This is a genomic window from Pontivivens nitratireducens, assembly GCF_014235845.1.
In the GTDB taxonomy this organism is placed as follows: Bacteria; Pseudomonadota; Alphaproteobacteria; order Rhodobacterales; family Rhodobacteraceae; genus Pontivivens; species Pontivivens nitratireducens.
The window spans coordinates 16,290-39,174 of record NZ_JACJUQ010000008.1; the positions used below are offsets into that span (position 1 = coordinate 16,290).

The following is a 22,885-nucleotide window of genomic DNA, read 5'->3' on the forward strand; positions in this document are numbered from 1 at the left end:
CGGGACGCCCTTTTTTAGTACCCGGCTCGAAGTGCTACCACCAGCGCGCGGCCTTGGTCTCGAACTTCGCCGCCTTCTCCAGCGCGAACGCAGTGTTGAGCAGGTCGCCCTCCTCCCACGGTTTTCCGATCAATTGCAGGCCGAGCGGCAAACCATCCGCGGAAAGGCCGGAGGGGACGGAGATTCCCGGCAGACCCGCCAGGTTCAGCGTCACCGTGAAGACGTCGTTCAGGTACATCTCCACCGGGCTCATTTCTGCGGCCGCGCCCAGCGCGAAGGCGCGTGAGGGCGTGGTCGGCGTCAGGATCGCGTCGATGCCATCGGCGAAGGCTGTCTCGAAATCCCGCTTGATCAGCGTGCGAACCCGCTGCGCCTTGCGGTAATAGGCGTCGTAGAAGCCGGCGCTCAGCACATAGGCGCCCAGCATCACGCGGCGTTGCACTTCGGTGCCGAACCCCTCGGCCCGGGTCTTCTCGTACATCTCGGTGATGCCGTCGCCCGCCGACAGTTTCGCCCGGTGGCCGTAGCGCACACCGTCATAGCGCGACAGGTTCGAGGATGCCTCCGCCGGGGCGATCACATAATAGGTCGGCAGCGCGTATTGCGTGTGCGGCAGGGAGATATCGACAACCTGCGCCCCTGCATCGCGCAGCATGGCCGCGCCCTCGTCCCACTGCTTCGCAATCGTGTCAGACAGGCCGTCCACGCGATATTCGCGCGGAATGCCGATCTTCTTGCCGCGAATGTCGCCGGTCAGGGCCGCCTCGAAATCGGGCACGGGAATGTCGGCGGAGGTGCTGTCCTTCTCATCATGCCCGGCCATCGCACCCAGCATGATCGCGGCATCGCGCACCGTCTTGGTCATCGGACCCGCCTGATCGAGCGAGGATGCATAAGCGATCACGCCCCAGCGCGAGCACCGTCCATAGGTCGGTCGCAGACCCACCGTGCCGGTGAACGCGGCGGGCTGGCGGATCGAACCGCCGGTATCGGTGCCCGTCGCAGCCAGACACAGATCCGCCGCGACCGCCGCCGCCGATCCGCCGGACGATCCACCCGCCGTCAGCTTCGCGTCCGATCCCTGCGCCCGCCAGGGGGATACGGTAGGTCCGTAGACCGAATATTCCGTGGCGGAGCCCATGCCGAACTCATCCATGTTCAATTTGCCCAGCATGACCGCGCCGGAGGACCACAGGTTCGCCGTGACCGTCGACTCGTAGGGCGGCGTGAATCCATCCAGAATCTTCGATGCCGCCTGACTGCGCACGCCCTCGACGCAGAACAGATCCTTCACGCCCAGCGGAATGCCGGTCATCGCGGTCGCGTCGCCACCTGCGATGCGGGCATCGGCGGCATCCGCCATGTCCAGCGCCCGTTCCGCCGTGACGGTGACCACGGCGTTCAGCGCGGAGGCCCCCTCGATCGCGTCCAGACAGGCCTGCGTCAGCTCCCGACTCGTCACTTCCTTGGCGGCCAGTTTCGCGCGGGCATCGGCAATGGTGAGGGTATTGAGAGCCATGGTCATTCCACCACCTTCGGAACTGCAAAGAAGCCTTCGCGCGCGTCGGGCGCGTTGGCCAGGATATCCTCCTGCCGGTCGCCGTCCGTAATCACATCGGCGCGGCGTTTCAGGTTCATCGGCGTGACCGAGGTCATCGGCTCCACCCCGTCCGTATCCACTTGCGACAATTGCTCCATGAAGGCGAGCACGGCGCTCAACTCCTCGGCGAGCGCGGGCAGGCGCTCCTCCTCCACATGGATGCGGGCGAGATGCGCGACACGGCGCGCGGTATCGGTATCGATGGCCATTGGCGGTTCCCTCTCAGGCGTCGATCAGGGTGTAACGGCGCAGGGGGCGAGGTTCAAGCAGGCAGCATCTGGCGACCGGCAACATAGACCTGCTCGACCGCGCGGTCGTCGCCCAGCATGATCGTGGCGAACAGCGCGTCCCAGATATCCACGGCCCGCGCGGCGCGTTGCGAGATGACAGGTGTAGAGGCAAGATCGAGCACGGTGATGTCCGCTTCGCGACCTGCGGCCAGATTGCCGACCTTGTCACCGATGCGCAGCACGTTCGCAGACCCCTGGGTCGCCAGCCACAACAGCTCCGCCGCGTGCAGGCTGTCGCCGCGCAACTGGCCGACCTCATAGGCCGCCGCCATCGTGCGCAACATGGAAAAGCTGGAGCCGCCGCCGACATCCGTCGCCAGACCGATGGGAATGCCCCGCGCGGCCAGCCCGCGCACGTCGCACAGGCCCGATCCGATGAAGGTGTTCGAGGTGGGGCAATGCGCAACGCCGGACCCCGTGGCGACCATCGCCTCGACCTCCCGCTGCGTCAGGTGGATCGCGTGACCCATCACAGCGCCGGGGCCGGCCAGGCCATGCGCCTCGTAGACGGACAGATAATCGGGATGATCGGGGAAAAGCTCCTTCATCCAGGCGATTTCCTCGCGCTGTTCGCTCAGATGGGTCTGCATCGCGCAGGTCGGGTTTTCCGCCCACAAAGTGCCTGCCGCCTCCAACTGCGCGGCGCTGGAGGTCGGGGCAAACCGGGGCGTCACGGCATAGCCCAGCCGGTCCACGCCGTGCCATTTCTCCAACAGTGCCCTGGACTGATCGTAGCCACTTTGCGCGTCGTCACGCAGCCCCTCGGGCGCGTTGCGGTCCATCATGACCTTGCCGCCGATCATCCGCATCCCGCGCGCCTGCGCCGCGGCGAAATACGCCTCCACACTCTGGGGATGGATGGTGCAGAAACTGGCGGCGCTGGTGATGCCGTTCGCCAGCGAGAAATCAAAATACAGTTCCGCCATCTGCTGCGCATGACCCGGATCGTCGAAGCGCATTTCCTCGGGGAAGGTATAGGTCTGCAACCAGTCGATCAGCCGCTTGCCCCAACTCGCGATGATGCCGGTCTGGGAGTAGTGAACATGTGCATCCACGAATCCCGCGATCAGCAGGGAATTGCCATGATCGATCAAGGTGCAATCACCGTAGCGTCCTCGCAAATCCGCCGCCGGCCCGACCTCCAGCACGAAGCCGTCACGCATGGCCACCGCGCCGCGGCTCAGATGGCGGGCAGCCTTCAGCCCGGCGGCGAAGGGATCATTGTCAAAACTCAGGGTCTGGCCCAGAAGGAGGGTGGTGGCCATTGGCGTCGTCCATTCTCAGTATGCTAGCCTTAGATAGGCCAGTTTCACGATGAAGTCCCGCCTTCGCTTCACCGACATGCGTGCTGCCGCGCGGATCACCTCATCCCTGACCCGTGCAAGAGACCCGCACAGCAAAAAGGGGCGCCGCGCCGACACCCCCTTTCAGTTCGCGTGACTCAGTTCGCGTGACGTGCCGCGTTCAGACGACCAGATCGCCCGCGCTCTTGCGCCCATCACGCCCGTCGATCAATTCGTATTCAATCGGCTGATTGTCCTGAAGCGACTGTAGCCCCGCTTGTTGCACTGCGGAAATGTGGACGAAGATGTCCTTCCCTCCGTCATCCGGTTGGATGAATCCATAACCCTTTTCAGAGTTGAACCACTTGACGATACCTTTGGCCATTGCTGACGGTCCTTGAGTAGTATGGAGGAGCAACGCGCCCCGCCTTCGCAAACCCTATCAACCGCCCCGGCCCGTCATCGACGTGCTGAATAGTCTTCAGGGTTGTCCGAATGTAGCGGAAAATGGCCCTTCGTTCAACGCGGAGGCTTAAATCCCCTATAGAAAATTTCTGCCAACCGATGAAATCTGAAAAAAACACACAGGTTGAAACTATACCTATCAATCTCAGCGCAAAGGGAGCGTCATGGACCTGCTCACACTCGAAAACCTCGGCACCCTGGTGATGCTGATCTTCCTTCAGGCCGTGCTCGGCTTTGACAACCTGCTCTATATCTCCATCGAGTCGCAGCGAGCGCCGATCGCGGATCAGGCCCGCGTGCGCCGCTGGGGCATTCTGATCGCCATCGCGCTGCGAATCATATTGCTGTTCGTGATGATCCAGCTGCTGCAAGTGCTGTCGCAGACATTGTTCACGCTGGATTTCGAGGGGATCATCACGGGTGAGTTCACCTTCGCGACCCTGGTGTTCCTGTTCGGCGGGGGCTTCATCATGTACACGGCGGTCAAGGAAATCGCCCACCTGCTGGCCGTCGATCATCTTGGTGCCGGTGTGGACCAGAAAAAACGCAAGTCGGCGGCCTCCGTCATTGCGTTGATCGTGTTCATGAACCTGATCTTCAGCTTCGACTCGATCCTGTCGGCCATCGCCATCACGACGATCTTTCCCATTCTCGCCATCGCGATCCTGTTGTCAGGTGTGGGCATGCTGCTGCTCGCCGACAAGGTGTCCGAGTTCATCGAGCGTAACCGCATGTACGAGGTTCTGGGCCTTATGGTCCTGCTGATCGTCGGCGTCGTCCTGCTTGGCGAAGGCGGGCATCAGGCGCATATGAAGCTCTTGGGCTACGAGGTCATCGCAATGTCGAAATCCACCTTCTATTTCTCGATCGTGGTGCTGTTCATCGTCCAGATCCTGCAAACCGGATACCGGCGCAAGCTCGACACCGTGCGCAAGCATCGTGCGGCTCAGGTAGGCCCCGAGGCGAAACCTCTTGGCGCAGTGGAGTAGCGAACCGGCGGTGGAGCACTTATACTAGGAACGACGCGAACGAAGCAGGAGCGACAGATGGAACGACGCAATATCCGGCGCGTGGCGACAGCGGTGCTGATCGTCATCCTGGTCGTCGTCGCATTTCAGGCGTCCGGAGGCCCCTCCTGATGGCCCGCCGCTATGGGGGTGATTTCAGTCCCGGTGGCGCCGGGGGACCACGCGACAGTTCCAGACGACCGCCCCTGTCGGGGGTTCCCGTGCGCCGGTGGACGGCGCGCCTGACGCTGGTGTCGGTCGCGGCGTTTCCCATGCTGATCGCGGGCATTCTGGAACTGGGCTCAGGCAATCCGCTGCGGGCATTGGGTGAACTGGGGGCCTTTGCCGGTATGGCCTCCGGTGTCTGGCTGACGCGGGAGGGGTTGAAGGCCGAGGACGCCTTCGCCGCCCGCACCGTGGCGCACCCCCCCCGCGCCCCGCGCAAGATCGCGGGCGCGGTCGCAATGGGCATCGGCGTGACGCTGGGTGCCGCCGTAGGTTGGGATCTGGGGCTGACCCAGGGTGCCCTCTACGGTGCACTCGCCACTGCTGCGCACCTGACGGCCTTCGGCCTCGACCCGTTGCGCGCCAAGGGGCTGGCCGAACATTCCGATTTCGACCGGGACCGTGTCGCAGGTGCGGTGGACAAGGCCGAAACCCTGCTGGCTGATCTGATCGCACAGGCGGGGCGTGTTCGCGACCGCACCGTCACCGCACGGGTCGAAAGCTTCGCCGCCGCCGCCCGCGACATGTTCCGCCGGATCGAGGCGGACCCGCGCGATCTGGCCGGTGCGCGCCGCTACCTCGGCGTCTATCTGTCCGGCGCGCGCGATGCGACGGCCCAGTTCGCGGACCTGTGGGCCCGCACCCCCGACACCACCGCACGTGAGGATTACCTCGCCCTGCTCGACGACCTCGAACTGCAATTCGAGGCCAAGAGCGCGACCCTGATCGAAAATGACCGCTCTGCCCTCGACATCGAAATCGACGTTCTGCGCGACCGACTGAAACAAGAGGGCGTCCGCCCTCGAAAGATGGAGTGACCCATGCCGTCCGAAACCACGAGAGCCAAAGCCCAGACCACCATACAGGAGGCGGAGATCGTCACGGCAACCCTGCTGCCCGAACCCAAATCCGACCTTCCCGTCCCTGGCGGTGCGCTTGACGTGCCACAGCAGGAGATCGACCGCCGCGTTGCCGAACTGGATATGAGCGACACCCAATCGATCATCCGCTTTGGTTCCGGCGCGCAGGCCGAACTGCAACAGATCAGCCAGCAGATGCTGGCCGGCGTGCGCAACAAGGATATCGGCCCTGCGGGCAATTCGCTGCGCGACATGGTTTCCTCGCTGCGCGGATTTTCCGCCGCCGAACTGGATCCCAGCGCTGAACGGTCCTGGTGGCAAAAGCTGACAGGCCGCGCCGCGCCGCTGGCGAATTTCACCGCCAAGTTCGAGGAGGTTCAGGGCCAGATCGACCGCATCACCGATGAGTTGCTGGAGCATGAGCACGCCTTGCTCAAGGATATCAAATCGCTCGACCTGCTCTACGAGAAAACGCTGGATTTCTACGATGAGCTGGCGCTCTACATCGCCGCCGGTGAAGCAAAGATCGCTGATCTGGATGCAAACGACATCCCCGCCAAGGTGGCGCAGGTCGATGCCGCGCCCGAGGATCAGGGCGTGATGAAGGCACAGGAACTGCGCGACCTGCGCGCCGCCCGCGACGATCTGGAACGCCGGGTACACGATCTGAAATTGACCCGTCAGGTCACGATGCAGTCCTTGCCCTCCATCCGGCTGGTGCAGGAAAACGACAAATCCCTCGTGACCAAGATCAACTCGACCCTCGTGAACACTGTGCCGCTGTGGGAAAACCAGCTGGCGCAGGGCATCGCCGTCCACCGCAGCCGTGAGGCGGCGCATGTCGTGCGCGACGCCAACGACCTGACCAACGATCTGCTACGCCAGAACGCCGAGAACCTGCAAACCGCCAACCGCGAAATCCGCACGGAAATGGAACGTGGCGTCTTCGACATCGAAGCGGTGAAGGAGGCCAACCAGCGTCTGATCGACACCATTCAGGAAAGCCTGCAAATCGCGGATGAGGGCAAGGCCAAGCGCGCCGCAGCGGAGGCCGAGCTTCAGACGATGGAACAGCAGCTCAAGGAAACTCTGGCCAGCGCCAAGGCGCAGAACGTGGCGACCCCCACGGGCGACCAGATCTGAGAACGCGCGAAGCCCCTCCCCCCTGACGGGGGAGGTTTGCCCGCTTCGGCAAGGAGATACACATGCCCATTTTCGACTTCCTGCGCGGTGAGTTCATCGACGTCATCCACTGGACGGAGGACAATCGCGACAAGATGGTCCAGCGGTTCGAGCGTGAGGGCCACGCCATCAAATACGGTGCCAAGCTGACCGTGCGTGAGGGACAGGCCGCCGTCTTCGTGCACGAAGGTCAGATCGCCGATGTGTTCGCGCCGGGCCTCTATATGCTCGAAACGAACAACATGCCGATCATGACGACGCTTCAGCACTGGGACCATGGGTTCCAGTCGCCGTTCAAGTCCGAGATCTACTACGTCGCCACCACCCGGTTCACCGACCTGAAATGGGGCACGAAGAACCCGATCATGTGCCGCGACCCGGAATTCGGTCCGGTGCGCCTGCGGGCCTTCGGCACCTACACGATCCGCATCACCGATCCCGCGAGGTTCATTCAGGAGATCGTGGGCACCGATGGAGAGTTCACCACGGCGGAGATCACCTATCAGCTTCGCAATATCATCGTGTCGCGGTTCTCCTCCGCCATTGCGGGTTCGGGCATTCCGGTGCTCGACATGGCCGCGAATACCGAGGATCTGGCCAAGTTCGTCGCGGCCAAGATCGCGCCCGAAATCGCGGAGTACGGCATCGAGGTGCCGCTCCTGATGATCGAGAACATCTCCCTCCCCGCCGCGGTGGAGGAGGCGATGGACCGTCGCACCTCGATGGGTGTCGTCGGTGATCTGGGCCGCTATACGCAGTTTCAGGCAGCCGAAGCGATGGCCGAGGCCGCCAAGAATCCCGGTGGCGGCATGGGCGCCGGTCTGGGCATGGGAATGGGCATGGCCATGGCGCAGAACGGCCCATGGGGCAGCGCCCCCGCCGCCGCGCAGGCCGCACCACCCCCGCCACCCCCGGTCGAGCATGTGTGGCATATCGCCGAAAACGGCCAGACTCATGGGCCCTATTCGAAGGCGCGATTGGGCCGCATGGCGCATGAGGGCGGACTGACCCGCGATACGCTGGTCTGGACCGCAGGGGCCGCAGGCTGGACCAAGGCGGGTGACATTCAGGAGCTTGCCCAGCTCTTTACCGTCATGCCCCCACCGCCGCCACCGCCGGGCGCATGATCCATGGGTAAGATCGAAACGCACCGCTTCCCGTGCGGAACGTGCGGCTCCGACCTGCGCTTCGCCCCCGGTGAGCGTTTGCTGCGCTGCGATCATTGTGGTGCCACGGAACCGATGCCCGCCGCCTCCCCCTGGGATCGCAGCGCGGTGGCGGAGCTGGACCTGCGCTCCGCCGTCGAGGATACGCTGCCCGAGGCGCAGATGGAGGAGACGCGCGTCGTCCAGTGTTCCTCCTGCGGGGCGCAGGTGGAATTCGACCCGAACGAGCACGCCGCCGAATGCCCCTTCTGCGCGACGCCCATCGTGACCGATACCGGCATCAACCGACACATCAAGCCACGCGGCATCCTGCCCTTCGACATCGATCAGGCCGGCGGACGCGATGCGATGCGCAAATGGATGCGCGGGTTGTGGTTTGCCCCCAACGCGCTCAAGAAATACGCCCGTTCGGATCAGAAGCTTCAAGGCATCTACCTGCCCTACTGGACCTTCGACGCGCAATCCCAGACGGAATATCGCGGTCAGCGCGGCACCCGGCATTCGCGCACAGTCGGATCGGGTAAGAACCGCCGCACCGTGTCCGAGATTCGCTGGCGGCGCAAAAGCGGTCGCATCTCCCACTTTTTCAACGACGTCCTCGTGACAGGATCACGTACCCTGCCCGAGGATCAGGTGCGGAAGGTCTCGCATTTCGATCTGGCCGTGCTGGAGCCCTACCGCCCGCAATTCCTCGCCGGTTTCCGGGCGGAGGCCTATTCCATCGACGTGATGGAGGCGAAAAACCTCGCCCACGCCATGATGGAGGAGGAGACCAGGCAGCTGATCAAAAGGGATATCGGCGGCGACGCACAGCGGATCGACGACATGCGCATGGCCCTCAGCGACATGACGTACAAGCACATCCTCGTCCCTGTCTGGATCGCCGCCTACAGGTTTCGTGGCAAGAGCTATCGCTTCGTGGTGAACGCCCGGACCGGCGCCGTCGCGGGGGAACGCCCCTGGTCGCCGGTCAAGATCGCCTTCGCGGTCATTCTGGGCCTCATCGCGGCCGCCGTGATCGCATATTTCACCCAACGCTGATTGCACCACCTAAACGAAAGCCGGCTAAACGAGGAAGGGGCGCGACCATCAGGTCACCCCCCTTTCTGTTCGTCAGGCCGATCCGATCAGCTCACCTGGTAGAGCTCATCTTCAAGGTCATAGATGATCGACCAGCCTTCCATCTCAACATCGTCGCAATCATCCAAAACGAGCGTATCGTTGCTCTGCCCCGCCGCCTCCAGCAAACCGTCGAGGACGTCGGAAGCACCGGAAACCGCATTCGAAACGTTGAAGGTCGAGAAGACCACCCCTGCCTGTCCCAGATCAGTGAAGGTCTGCTTCAGATCGGTGCTGGAGGACGCGCCGTCGGTAAAGATGAACACCTCGTTGCGCACACCGGCCTCCAGATCGAATGTCAATGATTGCAGCGCGGAATTGAGGTTGGTCGATGAGGCCATGCTGCCGTCGATAAGGGTCGGACTGTCGACCTGCGTCGCAACGCTGCCATAGGTGTAATAGCTCGTCGAGGTTGTCAGGTCCGTAGCATTCTCCCAAACACTGGGAAGCTCACTGCCCAGCAGGTCCGCCATTCCGATGGACAGATCGACCCAGCTGGTAATGCCGTCGCCGTTATTGTCGCAATCGACCGCCCCGGTGGGGGTGAACATCGAGGAGGACGCGTCGATCAGGAAGTAGTAGTTCACGTCCGCCGCGGCGGGTTCCCCTTCACTGATCCCGTTGACGATGATGTCGATCGTGGCGCCCGCACTCGCATCCGATGTGTCGGAGGCGGAGTAGGTGAAGCTGACGATCTCACTATCACCATTGTTCAGCGCCAGGAACTGATCGCTGGGGTCGAAATCGAACGTGCCATCGGCAGCCACCGTCAACGTGCCGGTCCAGCCATTGGCGTTGGAGGTCAACTCGATGGTGTTGCCGTTCACCGCATCGAAGGCCTGACCCTGAACCGTGTCGATCGTGACCACATCACCGTCATCGGCATCCGTGGTCAGCGCGTTCAGGTCGCCGCTCGCAATCTGGGTCTCGTCGATCTCGATCACCTCGCCCCGTGCGATCGGGGGCGTGTTCGGCGCGACATCGTCCTGTCCCAGAATCGTGATGGAGACGGTCTTGGTGTCGGTCTGCACGGTAACGCCATCGGTGGATGCAACCGTGAACTGGAAAGAGAATTCATCGACGTCGCCGTCGTTCATCATCTCTGCCGCTTCCGCAGTAGGCGTATACCGCAACGAACCGTCGACGAACACATTCAGGTAGCCGATGATCATCCCATTCTTCACGATCGGGTTGTCCACTGCGGAACGCGGGGTCGAGATAACGATACCGTCACTGACACTTTGCAATGTCACGCTGTCGCCATCCGGATCGGATGCGCCGAGCAATACGTTCACCGGGTTGCCGTTGCTGCCGCGCAGAACCTCATCCTCGGTCGTGGTGTAGAACTGATCGACGGCTGTCGGCGCCACGTTCACCCCTGCGATGTTGATCGTGGCGATCGCAGGCGCATTCTGAACGGTGGTTCCGCCGGTGGACGATACCGTGAACTCGAATGTGACAGTATCGGTCTGGTTCACATCCAGATCGGGCGAGGTGGAGGTGAAGCTATAGCTGCCATCCGCCCCGATGGTCAGCAGACCCGTGCGGCCGCCTGTGGTCACGACCTCAACGGTTTCACCGACCGTGCCCAGCGAGGTGTACGAGATATACATCGTGTCGCCGTCCGCATCCGTGGAATTGGCCAGCAGATTTCCCTCGACCGTGGAGTCCAGACCCTGGGTGTTCTGCTCGAACACATCTACGCTTACATCACCTGCATCAGGTGCCACGTTGACGCCCTCGATGGAAATGCGCGCCACCGAGGAGGAGAATTGCGGCGTCGTGCCGCCGGAGGAGACAGCGGTGAAGCCGATCTCGACCAGATCGCTGGCGTTCAGGTCCAGCGTATCGTCCAGCGAGGTCAGCGTGAACGATCCGTCGGCCTGAATGGTCAGGTCTGCGAAACGGCCGGGGCCGACCTCGATCGTGACCGTCTCACCGATTGCGCCGATTGTGGTCGAGAAGATGCTGATGACATCGCCCTCCGCATCCGTCGCCCCGTCCAGCAGGTTGCCTGTCAGCGTCGAGGTCAGGCCCTGCGCGTTCGCCTCGGACACCGTGAAGGTCGAGTCGATCGTGACCGGCGCGGCATTGTAGCCGTTGATGTTGATCGTCGCCGTGGACGAACCCGTCTGCACGGTCGCGCCACCCGTCGATTGAACGGTGAAGTCGAAGCTCAACGTATCAGTCTGACCCAGATCGAGGCTGTCATCGGTTGAGACGAAGGTGAACGTGCCATCCGCATTGATCGTCAGTTCGCCCGAGCGCCCGCCATCAGTGGTCACGTTGAGGGTGCTGCCGATCGCGCCGAGCGACGTGGAGGCCAGCGAAACGGTGTCGCCGTCAAAATCCGTCGCGCCGTCCAGCAGATCGCCGGACACCGTGCTGGCCAGACCGACCGTATTCTGCTCGGTGACGGTTGCGCTTTGCGCGATTGCGACAGGTGCCTCGTTCAAGCCATTGATCGTGATGGTCACCGTCTTGGTATCGGTGCGCAGCACGCTGCCATCATCGGATGCAACGGTGTAGTCGAAGACCAGCGTGTCGGTCTGCGTCAGGTCCAGGCCATCATCGGTGGAGGTGAAGGTAAACGCGCCATCCGCCCCGATCTGCAACGTGCCGGTCCGTCCGCCGGTTGTGACCACGTCTACGGTGGAGCCGATCGCCCCCAGCGTGGTGGAGGCCAGCGAAATGACATCGCCGTCCGAATCGGTCGCACCGTCCAGCAGATTGCCCGAAACCGTGCTCGGCTGCGTATCGCGACCGTGCGCCTCGTTCATGCTCAGCGCGATATCCACCGCGACAGGGCCGGAATTCAGACCGGTGACGGTGATGTTCAGATCCGCGGCCGTCTCGGCTGTCACGCCATCAGTGCCCAGCGAGTAGGAGACGGTCAGCGTGTCGGTATCCCCGACGCTCAGATCGTCGAATCCGTCATTTGGTGCAAAGGTATACGACCCGTCGGCGTTGACGGTCAGCAGACCTGTGCGACCGCCGGTGGAGGTCACCTCGAACGCCTCACCCACCGTGCCCTCGGACAGGCCGATGACAGAGTAACCGGCGGCGTCCAGATCGTTCTCGATGACGTTGCCGGATACGGACGTGTCCTCATCCGTCGTCGCGATATCCGCCACGGCGGTGGGTCCGTCGGATTCGCCGGTGATCGTCACCGTGACCGTGGCCGTGTCGTAAAGGTAGGCCGGCACTTCGACGGTATTGCCCAGCACCAGATCGTCGATTGCGCCGGAACCTTCCAGTATCACAATCATATGGGAGACGTTCTGACCGTTGAGGGCGACCGTCTGAATGCTGTTATCCGGCGCGCACGGAACCCACTGCGAACCGGTCTTGCACCAGTTCTCATCATAGAAGCCGATCCAGACGCCTTCCTCGTTGTCGATTATGGTCAGGGACTTCACGTCCTCCGGCTCATCGAACGAGAAGCGGATCTCACCGCCCTTGGCGTTGTCGTCGGGATCGTTGGACTTGCCGTCCTCGGAAATGATCAGGACGTTGTTCTGCGTGTTTGTCGCCAGATCGTAGTCGCCACCGGTTGGGTTGTTCGAGTCGAAGATCATCGCCTCGTCGTACTTGCCACCCTTACCATTGGCCTGAACCGAGATGGTCATGCCCTCGATCTGCGTGGTGATGACGTCGCCCGCGTGCAGATCGCCACCGCCCGATGTGGTGGTGCCATCGACGCCGAAACCGTCAGAGTTGCCGACGGTGGTGCCGTTATCCTCCGACCCCGTACCGTTGGGATCCTCACCGACGGAGCCGACGGGCTTGTCGTTGCCGGGATTGCCGGCACCGTCGACATAGGTGACGATCGCCTCTCCGGTCTCGAAGTCGATGATGCGCGTGTTGTCGATGGTCGTGAAGCCGTTCTGCGATTTCACGGTGAAGTCGAAGGAGAAGGTATCCGTATCGCCCTGAGCCATGTCGTCCGCATCGGGGCCGGGGGTGTAGACGAACGTTCCATCGGCGTTGACGACGACGGTGCCGGTGTAGCCGTTCGCGGTCGTAAAGGCGATTTCCTCACCAATCGCACCCAGCGAGATACCATCGAGGGACACGACATCGCCGTCGATGTCATAGGCCCCGTTCATCACGTTCCCGGTCACGGCGGTATCTTCGTCGGTGGTAACGGCCTGATCCACTGCAACGGGCGCGTCGTTCACGCCCGTGACCTGAACGGTCAGGGTCGCCGTGTCGGTCAGACCGTCGGAATTCAGCACCAGATAATCGATGGAGACGGTGGCCGTCTGTCCCTCGGCGAGCGCGTCGAAATCACCGGCCGCGTCGAAATCGACGGTTCCGTCGGCGGACACGAGGATGCGGCCGCCATCGGCCAGATCGACCCATACGCCCACCAGCCCGGCGGAGCCGTCAACTTCCTTGACGATCAGTGCCTCGGACGTGTTGGACTCATCGTTCAGCAGCACGTTGATATCGGTGTCACCGAAGCCCTCACCCTGCATGACAGCGAGGAAATCATCATCAGCGGCGGGCGGCGTGGCGTGGGAGCCGATCTCACCACCGGACAGGCACGCATAGCTCAGCGAACCGCAATCATTGTAGTAGCACGCGGCGGTCAGTTCGACGCCCTGCGCCGGAACCTTGCCGTAGAACGCGAAATAGTCGTTGCCGCCATCGCACAGCTTCGTGCCTTCGATCTCGATCAAGAAATAGGTCTGACCATCGGACCCATGCATGACGTAGTAGCCTTCCCAGTAGACGTTGCCCGCCTCGGTCCAGGTTCCGTTCTCTTCGACCCAACCACTCTGACGATCGCTCCCATACTCATTCGCATAATTGTCGCCCGCCAGCCCGCGATCATTATCGCAGACATACATCGTGGCATCTGCGCCCGCATAGGTGAAGGAATCACCGGTACTGAAATTACTGTCGGTCCGGATCGAATTCTCATCGATTACGGTGAAGCTCTTCCACGAGTAGGCCCAGTTCGTCATGCCATCGATCCTTGTTTGCAGCTCAGGCTGCCTGTCCCACAAAATGGCCCCACGATGTGAAACCGGGAGAGCCTGCCCCCACAGGGCCCTCAGATGGCGAGGTTGTAGCGGTTGATTGTGACCGCAATTGGGCACGCCCTGCCCCATTGATTCCATGGTCGAATAGGCCCCCAAGGCCTGTTCAGTCCAGAAAAATCGTTAACAAGCTGCCAGTTTGCAACGGAAAGGGCGCGCCAGCTTTCGATGGCACGCCCTATAGTTGTTTTATTCGGCTCGTTTTACTCGGCAGTCATGATTCGATCTTCGGTGGCGGGTGTGTATTCGCCGGCCTCGGTCAGGTACTCGGCCACGACCACCTCCAGACCGGGTCCGTAATCATAGGCGTTCATGCCCTGCTCCGCGAAAACCGCATATCCATCGCCGCCGCCGCGCATGAAGTTGTTGGACACCACGCCGTAAGTCGCATCCGGGTCAATCGCGGAGAAGGTGCCATCCGCGCCCTCTACCTCAACGGAGACGATCCGCGATCCGACCTCTGCCGCCGGATCCCATGTGAAGCGCATTCCCGCGATCTGCGGGAAGCGACCGCCGCCATCCTCGACCTGGCTGACACCGTTTTCCAGCGCCTCGACGATGCCGGCCCCGGTCAGGTCGAACGTCGCCAGCGTGTTCTGGAACGGCAGGACCGTCAGAACCTCACCCATGGTGATGTCACCCTCGTCGATGGAGGCCCGCAGACCGCCGCCATTGGTAATGGCGATCTGAACGCCCTGATCCGCGACACGTTCCAGCATGGCGGTGGTCACCAATGCGCCCATCTCACATTCCGTCGCGCGGCAGGTTCCCCGATCACCGTCGATCGGCGCTGTGGTGGCACCGATGACTTCACGACGGATTTCATCGAGCGGACCTGCCAGTTCGCCAACCCGAGTGACGACAGCGTCATCCTCGGTTACGCTGGCATCCAGCAGGCGCGGCTCACCTGTGGCGGAGATCACGTTGCCATCGTCGTCGAACGTGACCTGCAACTCCCCCAGATACTTGGTGTAGGCATAGGCCTGAACCACGGCGGTGTCGCCGACCATCGTGGGGTACGGCCCTGCGGCCCCATCGTCCACGTTGGACAGGAACGTGTTGGAGTGACCGCCGACGATCACGTCCACGCCATCGACCGCCTCGGCCACGGCCAGATCGACGTTGTAGCCGGAATGGCTGAGCACGACGATCTTGTTGATGCCCTGCGCCTCGAACCGCTCCACCTCACCGCGAACGGCCTCGATCGGGTCGGAGAAGGTGATGTTGGAACCAGGAGAGGACAATTCGCCTGTATCCTCAGGCGTCAGACCGATCAGGCCGATCGTCTCCCCCCCCACGTTGACGACGGTGGACTTGTTCAGCACACCGTCCAGCATCGGTTCGCCTGACACGTCGGCATTCGACATCAGGACGGGGAAATCGACCGCATCCATGAATCCACGCAGCACCTCGGGGCCGTCATCGAACTCATGGTTGCCCACGGTCATCGCGTCATAGCCCATCTGGTTCATGAACTCGGCCGCGGCCTTGCCCTTGTAATAGGTATAGAACAGCGTGCCCTGAAACTGGTCGCCCCCATCCACGAGCAGGACGTTTTCGTTTTCGCTCCTCGCCTCGTTGATCGCGGTCAGGACGCGCGCCATGCCGCCGAAACAATCGCCGGCGGTGTTGTCCTCGGCCGAGCAGGTGGAGTCGTATTTGCTGATCGGCTCGATCCGGCTGTGAACATCGTTGGTGTGCAGGACGGTCATGCTGAATTCGGCATGCGCGGATGTCGCCAGCGCGCTGAGCGCTACGGTGGCGACAAGAATCGGCTTCATGGACATTATGACCTCATTTCGCTGTTGGATGGCAGCATCGTGGTAAAAGCTGACCAAAAGATCAACGGTCCTCGTTCCGCTTAGCGCGATTGTCGCAAGGCACGCCGCGTCCGCTTGACATAACTATAAAACTGGTTTCTTGTATCTGCATGAGCATATCAAGCCCCACCGCCCGTTCCCTCGCCGCGCTCGGCCATGACGCCCGACTCGCGATCTTCCGTCTGTTGGTCAAGGCTGGCCCTGACGGCCTGACCGTAGGTGAAATACGGGGCGAGCTGGACCTCGCCGCCTCAACTCTGGCGCATCATCTGCGCACATTGGTGGATGCGGGACTGGTCGCGCAGGAAAAGCAGGGGCGCGATGTGGTCAGCCGCGTCGATTTCGTCGAGATGAACCGGGTTCTCGATTTCCTCAAGTCCGAATGCTGCACGGGCGTGACGCCGCGCCGAACCGAAGCCATGGTCTGAACCTAACTCGGCACACGCCGAGCGGTACGCATAAAAACCATAAAACTGGATATTTAGACATGATTGATACGGCAATTCCTCACAAACCCAACCCGATGCTCGAAGAACTGAAGCGAAACAAGGTCTGGCTGGCCAGTATCGCGATCCTGATCCTGCTGGCGATCCTGTCGCCCGCGCAGGCCCGGTTCAGCCTTGCCTTCACGCTCGACGCGCTGCTGCATACCGCCCCGTTCCTGATCCTGTCGATCGCCATCGCGGCATGGGCCGGGGCGACGGGGGCGGACAGCCTGATCGCGCGGGCCTTCACCGGATCCCCCTTGCTGATGATCGGGCTTGCCGCGCTGGCGGGCGGGCTGTCGCCGTTCTGTTCATGCGGAGTCATTCCGTTGATCGCGGCCTTGCTGAGCATGGGCGTGCCGCTATCCGCCGTGATGGCGTTCTGGCTCGCCTCCCCCGTCATGGACCCTTCGATGTTCGTTCTGACCACCGGGGTCCTCGGCACCGAGTTTGCCATTGCGAAAACGCTGTCCGCCATCGGTCTGGGCGTCATGGGGGGGCTGGTGGTTTATCTGCTGGCACGCGGCGGCGCGCTGGCCGATCCGCTGCGGGCGGGCATCGGGAACGGCGGCTGTGGTGCGTCGAACCTCCGCACGCCGCAACCGGTCGTCTGGAAATTCTGGGCCGCCCCCGAACGTCGCGCGAAATTTGGACGCGAAGGCATCAAGACCACGCTGTTCCTGGCACAATGGCTGGTGCTCGCCTTTCTACTGGAAAGCCTGATGCTGACCTTTGTTCCGGCGGAAATCATCGCGAACACATTGGGCGGAACGGGCATTGGTCCCATCGCCTTGGCGACGGTGGTGGGGGTTCCGGCCTACCTGAACGGCTACGCCGCGCTGCCCCTGATCGGCGGAATGCTGGAGCAGGGCATGGCACCGGGCGCGGGGTTGGCCTTCCTCGTGGCCGGAGGGGTCACCTCCCTGCCTGCCGCGATTGCCGTCTGGGCTCTGGTCCGGCCCAAGGTCTTTACGCTCTACATCGCGCTGTCGCTCAGCGGGGCGTTCCTGTGCGGATTGCTGTTTCAGGCGTGGATGGGCAGCTGACCCGAGTCGCCAACACGACCTGACAGAAAACGGCCTGCCGCGTCATGCGGGGCAGGTCATGCGGGGCAGGCCGCCCTCATTCCTGCGAGGCCCGCTTTTCCAACTGCTCGATCCGAATGGCGGCGTCGGCTTCGGACAGGGAAGCGTCGAAATCCTCACCACATACGGTGCTCAAGGCCCGCAGCCGTTCGGCCTGTGCCGGGGTCATCGCCTGACCGCCCGCGTCATAGATTCCGGGCGTCGTCGTATTGATCATCGCCTGTCGGCGTGCGTCATCAACCTTGCTCATGAAAATACCTCCATCTGACGAATGAACGCGTGGAGGGCGGATTCCGCTTCAAAACGGCTTACCGCTTCTTCTTGGCCATTCTTTCGGCCACGACGCGGGCCTGCGCGGCGGCGGCGCGCAATTCCTCGGCGATCTCCTCCGCCTCATCCGCGTCGAAGTCGAGCGGCAGGTCCACACCTGCGGCCTCGACGTAAAGCCGGACCATCCCCTGATCGGTCGGTCCGATCTGGATATTGGCTGCAATATCGCTTTCGCTGTTGATGCCCATGAGCGTTCTCCTTTTTCGCTGCCCTATCGCGCGGAACGTGCTCTGTCCAGATCGCCCCTTGCATTCGGAAGAATCGAGCGGTATCTCGCGGGGCAGTGCCGACATAGCTCAGTAGGTTAGAGCGCTTGATTGTGGATCAAGAGGTCCCCCGTTCGAGCCGGGGTGTCGGTACCATTCTCCTCACTCGATCAGAATGGCGCGAAAATCGTTGACGTTGGTCAGCGTCGGGCCGGTGATGACCTGTGCGTCAATGCCGGCAAAGAAGCCGTGTCCGTCATAGGCCTGCATCGCGGCCTGCAATCGGGTGCGGTCGCTGTCCGGTCCGATCAGGGCACCTGCAACCTCCGCCGCGCCATCCACGCCGTCTGTATCGCAGGCGATGGCGTGGATGCCCGGCGCGCCGTCCAGCCCGTCCATCAGGCCCATCAGGAACTCCACGTTCCGCCCGCCGCGTCCCGTGGCGTCGGCGGGCAGAGTCACGGTCGTTTCCCCGCCGGACAACAGCACGCAGGGGGGCGCGATGGGCACGCCGTGCTGGCGCACGCTCAGCGCGATCCCGGCCATGGCGCGACCGACCTCGCGGGCCTCCCCCTCGATCGCATCGCCCAGGATCAGGCAAGGCAGCGGGCACACCGCCTGCCCCGCCCGAAGCGAGGTTATGGGCGTCGCGATCATCCGCAATTCGGCCCGCGACAACTCCTTGGGCGTTTCGTTCGCGTCGTCGTTCAGGGCGGCGGTAACGCTGTCAGGCAGCACCATACGGTAGCGGGCCACGATCTCACGCGCCTGTTGCAATGTCGTGGCATCAGGCACCGTCGGTCCCGAGGCGATGTGCGAGGGATCGTCACCCGGCACGTCCGAGATGACCAGCGTCAGAACCCGCGCCGGATAGGCAGCCGCCGCCAAACGCCCGCCCTTGATCGCGGACACATGCTTTCGCACGCAATTCATCTCATCAATCGACGCGCCGGACGTTAGCAACACACGGTTGAGCATCTGCTTGTCGGTAAGCGAGACCCCAGGCGCCCCCAGCGACAGCAGCGACGATCCTCCGCCCGAGATCAGCGCGATCATCAGGTCGCCCTCACCCAAACCCTGCGCCAAGTTCAGAATCCGCCTCGCTGCATCGGCACCCGCCTGATCCGGCACCGGGTGCGCGGCCTCGACGATCTCGATCCCGGCGCAGGGCACCGCGTGATCGTAGCGCGTGACGATCAAGCCTTCGCACGGGCCCCACGCGGCCTCCAACGCGGCCCCCATCGCGGCGGAGGCTTTCCCCGCGCCGACCACCACGACCCGTCCCGCAGGTTTCACGGGCAGATGCGCCGCAAGCGTGCGCGCGGGCAGCGCCGCGGTCACCGCAGCATCGAACATCTCTCGCAGCACGTGTCGGGGGGCAGTCATCGCATCATCCTTCGTCGCTTGCACCCGAACCGGAACGATAGCGATATGCCACCGGGTGACGGAAACCGTTTGATCCGGGCAGTCGCCCTAGCTTCGCACATATCTGAACACGGCCGCCGCAGCCCAGCCAAGCCCCAGTGCCAGCGCCACGGACAACACGCCATAGATCAAGGGGTGGTCATGGGCGAGCCGATAGATCCAGTCCTCCAACCCGCCGCGACGGACCGTGATGTTCGTCTCGAAACTGTCCACGACACGGCGGTCGCGGGTCAGGAAAACCCGTGCGGTGTAATCCCCCTCGACCAGATTGGCTGGCAGGGGGACAGACACGTCGAACAGCGTATCCTCCAGCAATCGAACCGTTCCGGGCAATTGCCTGTACAGCCCCTGATTGCTGCGCAGACGCACGACGGAGTCGCGAAAATCGAAAGGATTGGCGATATCCTCGGGCGTGCCGCGCAGGCCGACCAGCCATTGCAGCCCGATCCTGTGCCGCATCTGATCGGTGTGCGATAGCATCTCGCGCAGCGGAACGGTGGAGGCATTGGCATAGAAATAGGGCGCACGATCGACCACGACCTCATCCGTGTTGACCCAGATCCCCGCCACACGTTCCTTGCGCCGCACCGTGACCGGCCCCACCGGCCCGACGATGGAGACGAGGACCTGCAAGGGACCAGCCCCCGGCGGCGGCGGCGCTTCCCGCTTCACCGCGCCGAACACGAAAATCTCGGAGCCGTCGAAAAACGCTGTGATCGAGACCTGATTCTGGCTCAACCCGGCGACGACTTCCTCGGCCCGGGCGACGCCCAGAGCGGCCAGAAACATCAGTGCGATCAGCCAGCCCCGCATCACATCTGCCCCGTCAGGGAATACAGATCCGCCGGCGTCACGACCAGATCGAAGGCCAGCTTCAGACAGACGGCCAGCACCATCCCCGCAAGGGCGATGCGCAACTGCTCTGCCTTCAGCTTGACCGCGATGATCGCCCCGATCTGGGCCCCGATCACGCCGCCCAGCAGCAACAGCAGCGCCAGCAGGGTGTCCACGGTATAGTTCTGCGTCGCGTGCAGGATGGTGGTAAAGGCCGTCACGAACATGATCTGAAACAGCGAGGTGCCCACGACAACCGCTGTCGGCATTCCGATCAGATAGATCATTGCCGGCACCATGATGAAGCCGCCGCCCACCCCCATGATGGCCGACAGGATACCGACGACAAATCCGATGGCGAATGGCGGTATAGCTGAAATATACAAGTGCGACGTCCGAAATCGCATCTTGATCGGCAGGCGATGCACCCAGACGTGCCGTTTGCGCACGGGCACGTGGCCGGGTTTTCGCGACTTGCGCAACGTGTTGACGCTCTCGATGAACATCAGCCCGCCGATGACGCCCAGAAAGACGACATAGCACAGCGATACGAGCAGTTCGACCTGCCCCAGTTCGCTCAACAACTTGAAGATGCGCACCCCGACCAGCGACCCGAGCAGGCCCCCTGCCAGCAGGACGAGGCCCATCTTGATATCGACGGTTCGCCGCCTCAGATGCGCCAGCGCGCCTGAAAAGCTCAACCCGGTAATCTGCGGCGCCTGCGTGGCCACCGCAACAGCCGGCGGGATACCGATGAAGATCAGCAGCGGCGTCAGCAGGAACCCACCGCCGACACCGAACATGCCGGACAATATGCCCACGATCAGGCCAAGGCCCAGCAACAGGAACAGATTGACCGAAACCTCGGCTATTGGCAGGTAGAGCTGCATGGAAGCCCTTTCCGGGCACGAACGTGACGTTACGCTCATTCTGGCGGGTTGCCATGCGGCACACAACCCGCCAGTCACCGATTGCCCCCTCCGAAAAGGAGGTTTTTAACGACGCGCCTCGGCCTGGATCGAGAACATGCGGCGCGGCAGTTCGACATTCTGCTGCATCGAGTTCAACCGCACGGTCGTGCGCTGACCTTGCGGATTGATCGTGACCCATTCGCGCAGGGCGAGCGGGTTCTCATCAAAGACCAGTTCGAGCGAGCCTGTATCACGCTCATTCGGGTCCACCGCCATCAACGTCGTGCGGCTGCCCGACTTGACGACCCGCTGCACCGCGCCTGAATTCAGCAGATCAATCCGATCGCGCAGGATCAGGTTCAACGGGGTCTGACTGATGGGATATTGGTGCGGTTCGTCGTTCGAAGCGCGATCCACGACTGCCACCCAGGTTCCATCCGCCACGATGACGTGCGGGTGCGGATCGGCATATTCGAACTTCATCAGGCCCGGCTTCTTGATCCAGTATTCGCCCTGCGAGCTGGAACCGTCCGCGTTGAACTGAACGAACGTTCCCTGTGCGGATCGCATCGCGTTCAGATATGCGTCGATCCGTGCGAGTTCATCCGCTCCCTGCGCATGACCTGCCGTCGCGAGGCCACTTGCACCAAGGGCCGTCAGGCCCGCTATGAAATTGCGTCTATCCATTCCCTACATATGCGTGAGCATGGGCTTCCGTTCCATATGCGCCGGATAACTTTGACGCGAGCCGCTCGATAAGGGCCCGGCACCTGTCGAACGTGGATATTTCCGCGCGGGGCATCCGTGGGTAGAGGTCGGCCCGCGCAAGTGCTAAGGCCCGTGGAAACCTTGTGGGGGAGTGCACCTATGGCCCAGATCGACGACCTTATGACCCGTGCGGAGGGCGCGTGCGAACTGTGCCGCGGGACCGAGGATCTCGCACCCTTCGCCCTGACCCCGCCCGAGGGCTATGCCGACAGCGCTGCCGTGCTGACCTGCGGTGAATGCCGGGGTCGGTTGGAGACCCGCGACCTGGGCACGCCGGATCACTGGCGCGCGCTGGAGCGGACGATGTGGACCCCCGTGCCACCCGTGCAGGTCGTCGCGTGGCGTATCCTCAGCGGATTGCAGCGGCTCGACTGGGCAGCGGATCTGAAATCGCAGCTTTGGCTGGATGAGGAAACGCAGGCCTGGGCCGAATTGCGTGCGCCTGCGCCTATGGTGGAGCCAACCCATCGTGACAGCAATGGCGCGGCGCTGGCGGACGGCGACACGGTAACGCTCATCAAGGATCTGAACGTCAAGGGTTCCAGCAAAACCGCCAAGCGAGGCACCGCCGTGCGCGGCATAACCCTCGTCCCCGACAACGACGAGCAAATCGAGGGCCGCGTGAACGGTGAGCGGATCGTCATCCTGACACAGTTCGTGAAGAAGCAGGGGTGAGAGCCCCCAGCCCCTATAGACTGGCGTAAGTTCGTTACCACAGAATTAACGCCAAGCGTTTAGCAATCCAATACGGGACCAGCAGCGCCGTGATGGCGAAA

General features: G+C 62.7%; 20 protein-coding genes and 1 tRNA gene. 9 read left to right on the forward strand and 12 right to left on the reverse strand.

All coding sequences use genetic code 11. The features are described 5' to 3' along the window. Positions 1-34: 34 nt before the first annotated feature. The 4 genes from gatA to H1S03_RS10430 all read right to left on the reverse strand — a co-directional run bounded on the left by gatA (position 35) and on the right by H1S03_RS10430 (position 3,558). Positions 35-1,519, reverse strand: a complete 1,485-nt coding sequence (gene gatA, locus H1S03_RS10415; RefSeq protein ID WP_430700905.1) for an Asp-tRNA(Asn)/Glu-tRNA(Gln) amidotransferase subunit GatA — start codon at positions 1,517-1,519, stop codon at positions 35-37. 2 nt (positions 1,520-1,521) lie between these two features. Beyond that, entirely contained in the window at positions 1,522-1,809 is a 288-nt protein-coding gene (gene gatC / locus H1S03_RS10420) for an Asp-tRNA(Asn)/Glu-tRNA(Gln) amidotransferase subunit GatC (protein WP_166193273.1), read from the reverse strand. Between the two features lie 53 nt (positions 1,810-1,862). Then, positions 1,863-3,155: a guanine deaminase gene (guaD, locus tag H1S03_RS10425; RefSeq protein ID WP_185804389.1), complete on the reverse strand. Its 1,293-nt coding sequence runs from the start codon at positions 3,153-3,155 to the stop codon at positions 1,863-1,865. 199 nt (positions 3,156-3,354) lie between these two features. Further along, positions 3,355-3,558: a cold-shock protein gene (locus H1S03_RS10430; protein WP_097928136.1), complete on the reverse strand. Its 204-nt coding sequence runs from the start codon at positions 3,556-3,558 to the stop codon at positions 3,355-3,357. A 244-nt stretch (positions 3,559-3,802) separates the two neighbouring features. Here H1S03_RS10430 and H1S03_RS10435 point away from each other — a divergent pair, with 244 nt between their 5' ends. The 5 genes from H1S03_RS10435 (at position 3,803) to H1S03_RS10455 (ending at position 9,119) form a co-directional block, all read left to right on the forward strand. After that, a complete protein-coding gene (locus H1S03_RS10435; RefSeq protein ID WP_185804390.1) occupies positions 3,803-4,627 on the forward strand; it encodes a TerC family protein in 825 nt (274 codons plus the stop codon). Positions 4,628-4,776: 149 nt separating this feature from the next. Further along, positions 4,777-5,688, forward strand: a complete 912-nt coding sequence (locus H1S03_RS10440; RefSeq protein ID WP_185804391.1) for a 5-bromo-4-chloroindolyl phosphate hydrolysis family protein — start codon at positions 4,777-4,779, stop codon at positions 5,686-5,688. Positions 5,689-5,691: 3 nt separating this feature from the next. Then, the gene (locus H1S03_RS10445) at positions 5,692-6,873 is read left to right on the forward strand and encodes a toxic anion resistance protein (RefSeq protein ID WP_185804392.1); all 1,182 of its coding nucleotides are present in this window, start codon (positions 5,692-5,694) and stop codon (positions 6,871-6,873) included. A gap of 62 nt (positions 6,874-6,935) precedes the next feature. Then, complete coding sequence (locus H1S03_RS10450; RefSeq protein ID WP_185804393.1) at positions 6,936-8,039, forward strand: SPFH domain-containing protein; 1,104 nt, start codon at positions 6,936-6,938, stop codon at positions 8,037-8,039. 3 nt (positions 8,040-8,042) lie between these two features. After that, positions 8,043-9,119, forward strand: coding sequence for a TFIIB-type zinc ribbon-containing protein (locus H1S03_RS10455; RefSeq protein WP_185804394.1), 1,077 nt, complete (start codon positions 8,043-8,045; stop codon positions 9,117-9,119). An 86-nt stretch (positions 9,120-9,205) separates the two neighbouring features. Here H1S03_RS10455 and H1S03_RS10460 read toward each other — a convergent pair whose 3' ends face one another. Both H1S03_RS10460 and H1S03_RS10465 read right to left on the reverse strand, forming a co-directional pair. After that, positions 9,206-14,170, reverse strand: a complete 4,965-nt coding sequence (locus tag H1S03_RS10460) for a beta strand repeat-containing protein (protein WP_185804395.1) — start codon at positions 14,168-14,170, stop codon at positions 9,206-9,208. Positions 14,171-14,448: 278 nt separating this feature from the next. Further along, complete coding sequence (locus H1S03_RS10465) at positions 14,449-16,026, reverse strand: bifunctional metallophosphatase/5'-nucleotidase (RefSeq protein WP_430700901.1); 1,578 nt, start codon at positions 16,024-16,026, stop codon at positions 14,449-14,451. A 149-nt stretch (positions 16,027-16,175) separates the two neighbouring features. Here H1S03_RS10465 and H1S03_RS10470 point away from each other — a divergent pair, with 149 nt between their 5' ends. Together H1S03_RS10470 and H1S03_RS10475 are read left to right on the forward strand one after the other, a co-directional pair. Further along, positions 16,176-16,493, forward strand: coding sequence for an ArsR/SmtB family transcription factor (locus H1S03_RS10470; protein WP_166193299.1), 318 nt, complete (start codon positions 16,176-16,178; stop codon positions 16,491-16,493). Positions 16,494-16,552: 59 nt separating this feature from the next. Next, positions 16,553-17,596: a permease gene (locus tag H1S03_RS10475; RefSeq protein ID WP_185804397.1), complete on the forward strand. Its 1,044-nt coding sequence runs from the start codon at positions 16,553-16,555 to the stop codon at positions 17,594-17,596. Positions 17,597-17,672: 76 nt separating this feature from the next. On the opposite strand, the gene H1S03_RS10480 is transcribed toward H1S03_RS10475, so the two are convergent. Together H1S03_RS10480 and H1S03_RS10485 are read right to left on the reverse strand one after the other, a co-directional pair. After that, positions 17,673-17,885, reverse strand: coding sequence for a DUF3072 domain-containing protein (locus tag H1S03_RS10480; RefSeq protein WP_185804398.1), 213 nt, complete (start codon positions 17,883-17,885; stop codon positions 17,673-17,675). Positions 17,886-17,943: 58 nt separating this feature from the next. Further along, positions 17,944-18,153, reverse strand: coding sequence for a DUF6324 family protein (locus tag H1S03_RS10485; RefSeq protein ID WP_166193308.1), 210 nt, complete (start codon positions 18,151-18,153; stop codon positions 17,944-17,946). Between the two features lie 97 nt (positions 18,154-18,250). Here H1S03_RS10485 and H1S03_RS10490 point away from each other — a divergent pair. After that, positions 18,251-18,327 (forward strand) — tRNA-His (locus tag H1S03_RS10490). 6 nt (positions 18,328-18,333) lie between these two features. On the opposite strand, the gene H1S03_RS10495 is transcribed toward H1S03_RS10490, so the two are convergent. From H1S03_RS10495 to H1S03_RS10510, 4 genes are all read right to left on the reverse strand, one after another. Continuing rightward, entirely contained in the window at positions 18,334-19,557 is a 1,224-nt protein-coding gene (locus tag H1S03_RS10495) for a glycerate kinase type-2 family protein (RefSeq protein WP_185804399.1), read from the reverse strand. Between the two features lie 87 nt (positions 19,558-19,644). Further along, positions 19,645-20,409 (reverse strand): TIGR02186 family protein, encoded by a 765-nt coding sequence (locus H1S03_RS10500; RefSeq protein ID WP_185804400.1) that lies wholly within the window; start codon positions 20,407-20,409, stop codon positions 19,645-19,647. Continuing rightward, positions 20,409-21,320: a sulfite exporter TauE/SafE family protein gene (locus H1S03_RS10505; RefSeq protein WP_166193317.1), complete on the reverse strand. Its 912-nt coding sequence runs from the start codon at positions 21,318-21,320 to the stop codon at positions 20,409-20,411. Before H1S03_RS10505 ends, H1S03_RS10500 begins: the two co-directional genes overlap by 1 nt. Positions 21,321-21,425: 105 nt before the next feature. Then, the gene (locus H1S03_RS10510; RefSeq protein WP_185804401.1) at positions 21,426-22,028 is read right to left on the reverse strand and encodes a LolA family protein; all 603 of its coding nucleotides are present in this window, start codon (positions 22,026-22,028) and stop codon (positions 21,426-21,428) included. A 180-nt stretch (positions 22,029-22,208) separates the two neighbouring features. On the opposite strand from H1S03_RS10510, the gene H1S03_RS10515 reads away from it, so the two are divergent. Continuing rightward, a complete protein-coding gene (locus H1S03_RS10515; RefSeq protein ID WP_185804402.1) occupies positions 22,209-22,784 on the forward strand; it encodes a PhnA domain-containing protein in 576 nt (191 codons plus the stop codon). Positions 22,785-22,885 lie beyond the last annotated feature (101 nt).

Coding starts and splice junctions, on each gene's coding strand:
- gatA (WP_430700905.1), bottom strand. CDS start 1,519: ATGGCTCTCAATACCCTCACCATTGCCGATGCCCGCGCGAAACTGGCC.
- gatC (WP_166193273.1), bottom strand. CDS start 1,809: ATGGCCATCGATACCGATACCGCGCGCCGTGTCGCGCATCTCGCCCGC.
- guaD (WP_185804389.1), bottom strand. CDS start 3,155: ATGGCCACCACCCTCCTTCTGGGCCAGACCCTGAGTTTTGACAATGAT.
- H1S03_RS10430 (WP_097928136.1), bottom strand. CDS start 3,558: ATGGCCAAAGGTATCGTCAAGTGGTTCAACTCTGAAAAGGGTTATGGA.
- H1S03_RS10435 (WP_185804390.1), top strand. CDS start 3,803: ATGGACCTGCTCACACTCGAAAACCTCGGCACCCTGGTGATGCTGATC.
- H1S03_RS10440 (WP_185804391.1), top strand. CDS start 4,777: ATGGCCCGCCGCTATGGGGGTGATTTCAGTCCCGGTGGCGCCGGGGGA.
- H1S03_RS10445 (WP_185804392.1), top strand. CDS start 5,692: ATGCCGTCCGAAACCACGAGAGCCAAAGCCCAGACCACCATACAGGAG.
- H1S03_RS10450 (WP_185804393.1), top strand. CDS start 6,936: ATGCCCATTTTCGACTTCCTGCGCGGTGAGTTCATCGACGTCATCCAC.
- H1S03_RS10455 (WP_185804394.1), top strand. CDS start 8,043: ATGGGTAAGATCGAAACGCACCGCTTCCCGTGCGGAACGTGCGGCTCC.
- H1S03_RS10460 (WP_185804395.1), bottom strand. CDS start 14,170: ATGACGAACTGGGCCTACTCGTGGAAGAGCTTCACCGTAATCGATGAG.
- H1S03_RS10465 (WP_430700901.1), bottom strand. CDS start 16,026: ATGAAGCCGATTCTTGTCGCCACCGTAGCGCTCAGCGCGCTGGCGACA.
- H1S03_RS10470 (WP_166193299.1), top strand. CDS start 16,176: ATGAGCATATCAAGCCCCACCGCCCGTTCCCTCGCCGCGCTCGGCCAT.
- H1S03_RS10475 (WP_185804397.1), top strand. CDS start 16,553: ATGATTGATACGGCAATTCCTCACAAACCCAACCCGATGCTCGAAGAA.
- H1S03_RS10480 (WP_185804398.1), bottom strand. CDS start 17,885: ATGAGCAAGGTTGATGACGCACGCCGACAGGCGATGATCAATACGACG.
- H1S03_RS10485 (WP_166193308.1), bottom strand. CDS start 18,153: ATGGGCATCAACAGCGAAAGCGATATTGCAGCCAATATCCAGATCGGA.
- H1S03_RS10495 (WP_185804399.1), bottom strand. CDS start 19,557: ATGACTGCCCCCCGACACGTGCTGCGAGAGATGTTCGATGCTGCGGTG.
- H1S03_RS10500 (WP_185804400.1), bottom strand. CDS start 20,409: ATGCGGGGCTGGCTGATCGCACTGATGTTTCTGGCCGCTCTGGGCGTC.
- H1S03_RS10505 (WP_166193317.1), bottom strand. CDS start 21,320: ATGCAGCTCTACCTGCCAATAGCCGAGGTTTCGGTCAATCTGTTCCTG.
- H1S03_RS10510 (WP_185804401.1), bottom strand. CDS start 22,028: ATGGATAGACGCAATTTCATAGCGGGCCTGACGGCCCTTGGTGCAAGT.
- H1S03_RS10515 (WP_185804402.1), top strand. CDS start 22,209: ATGGCCCAGATCGACGACCTTATGACCCGTGCGGAGGGCGCGTGCGAA.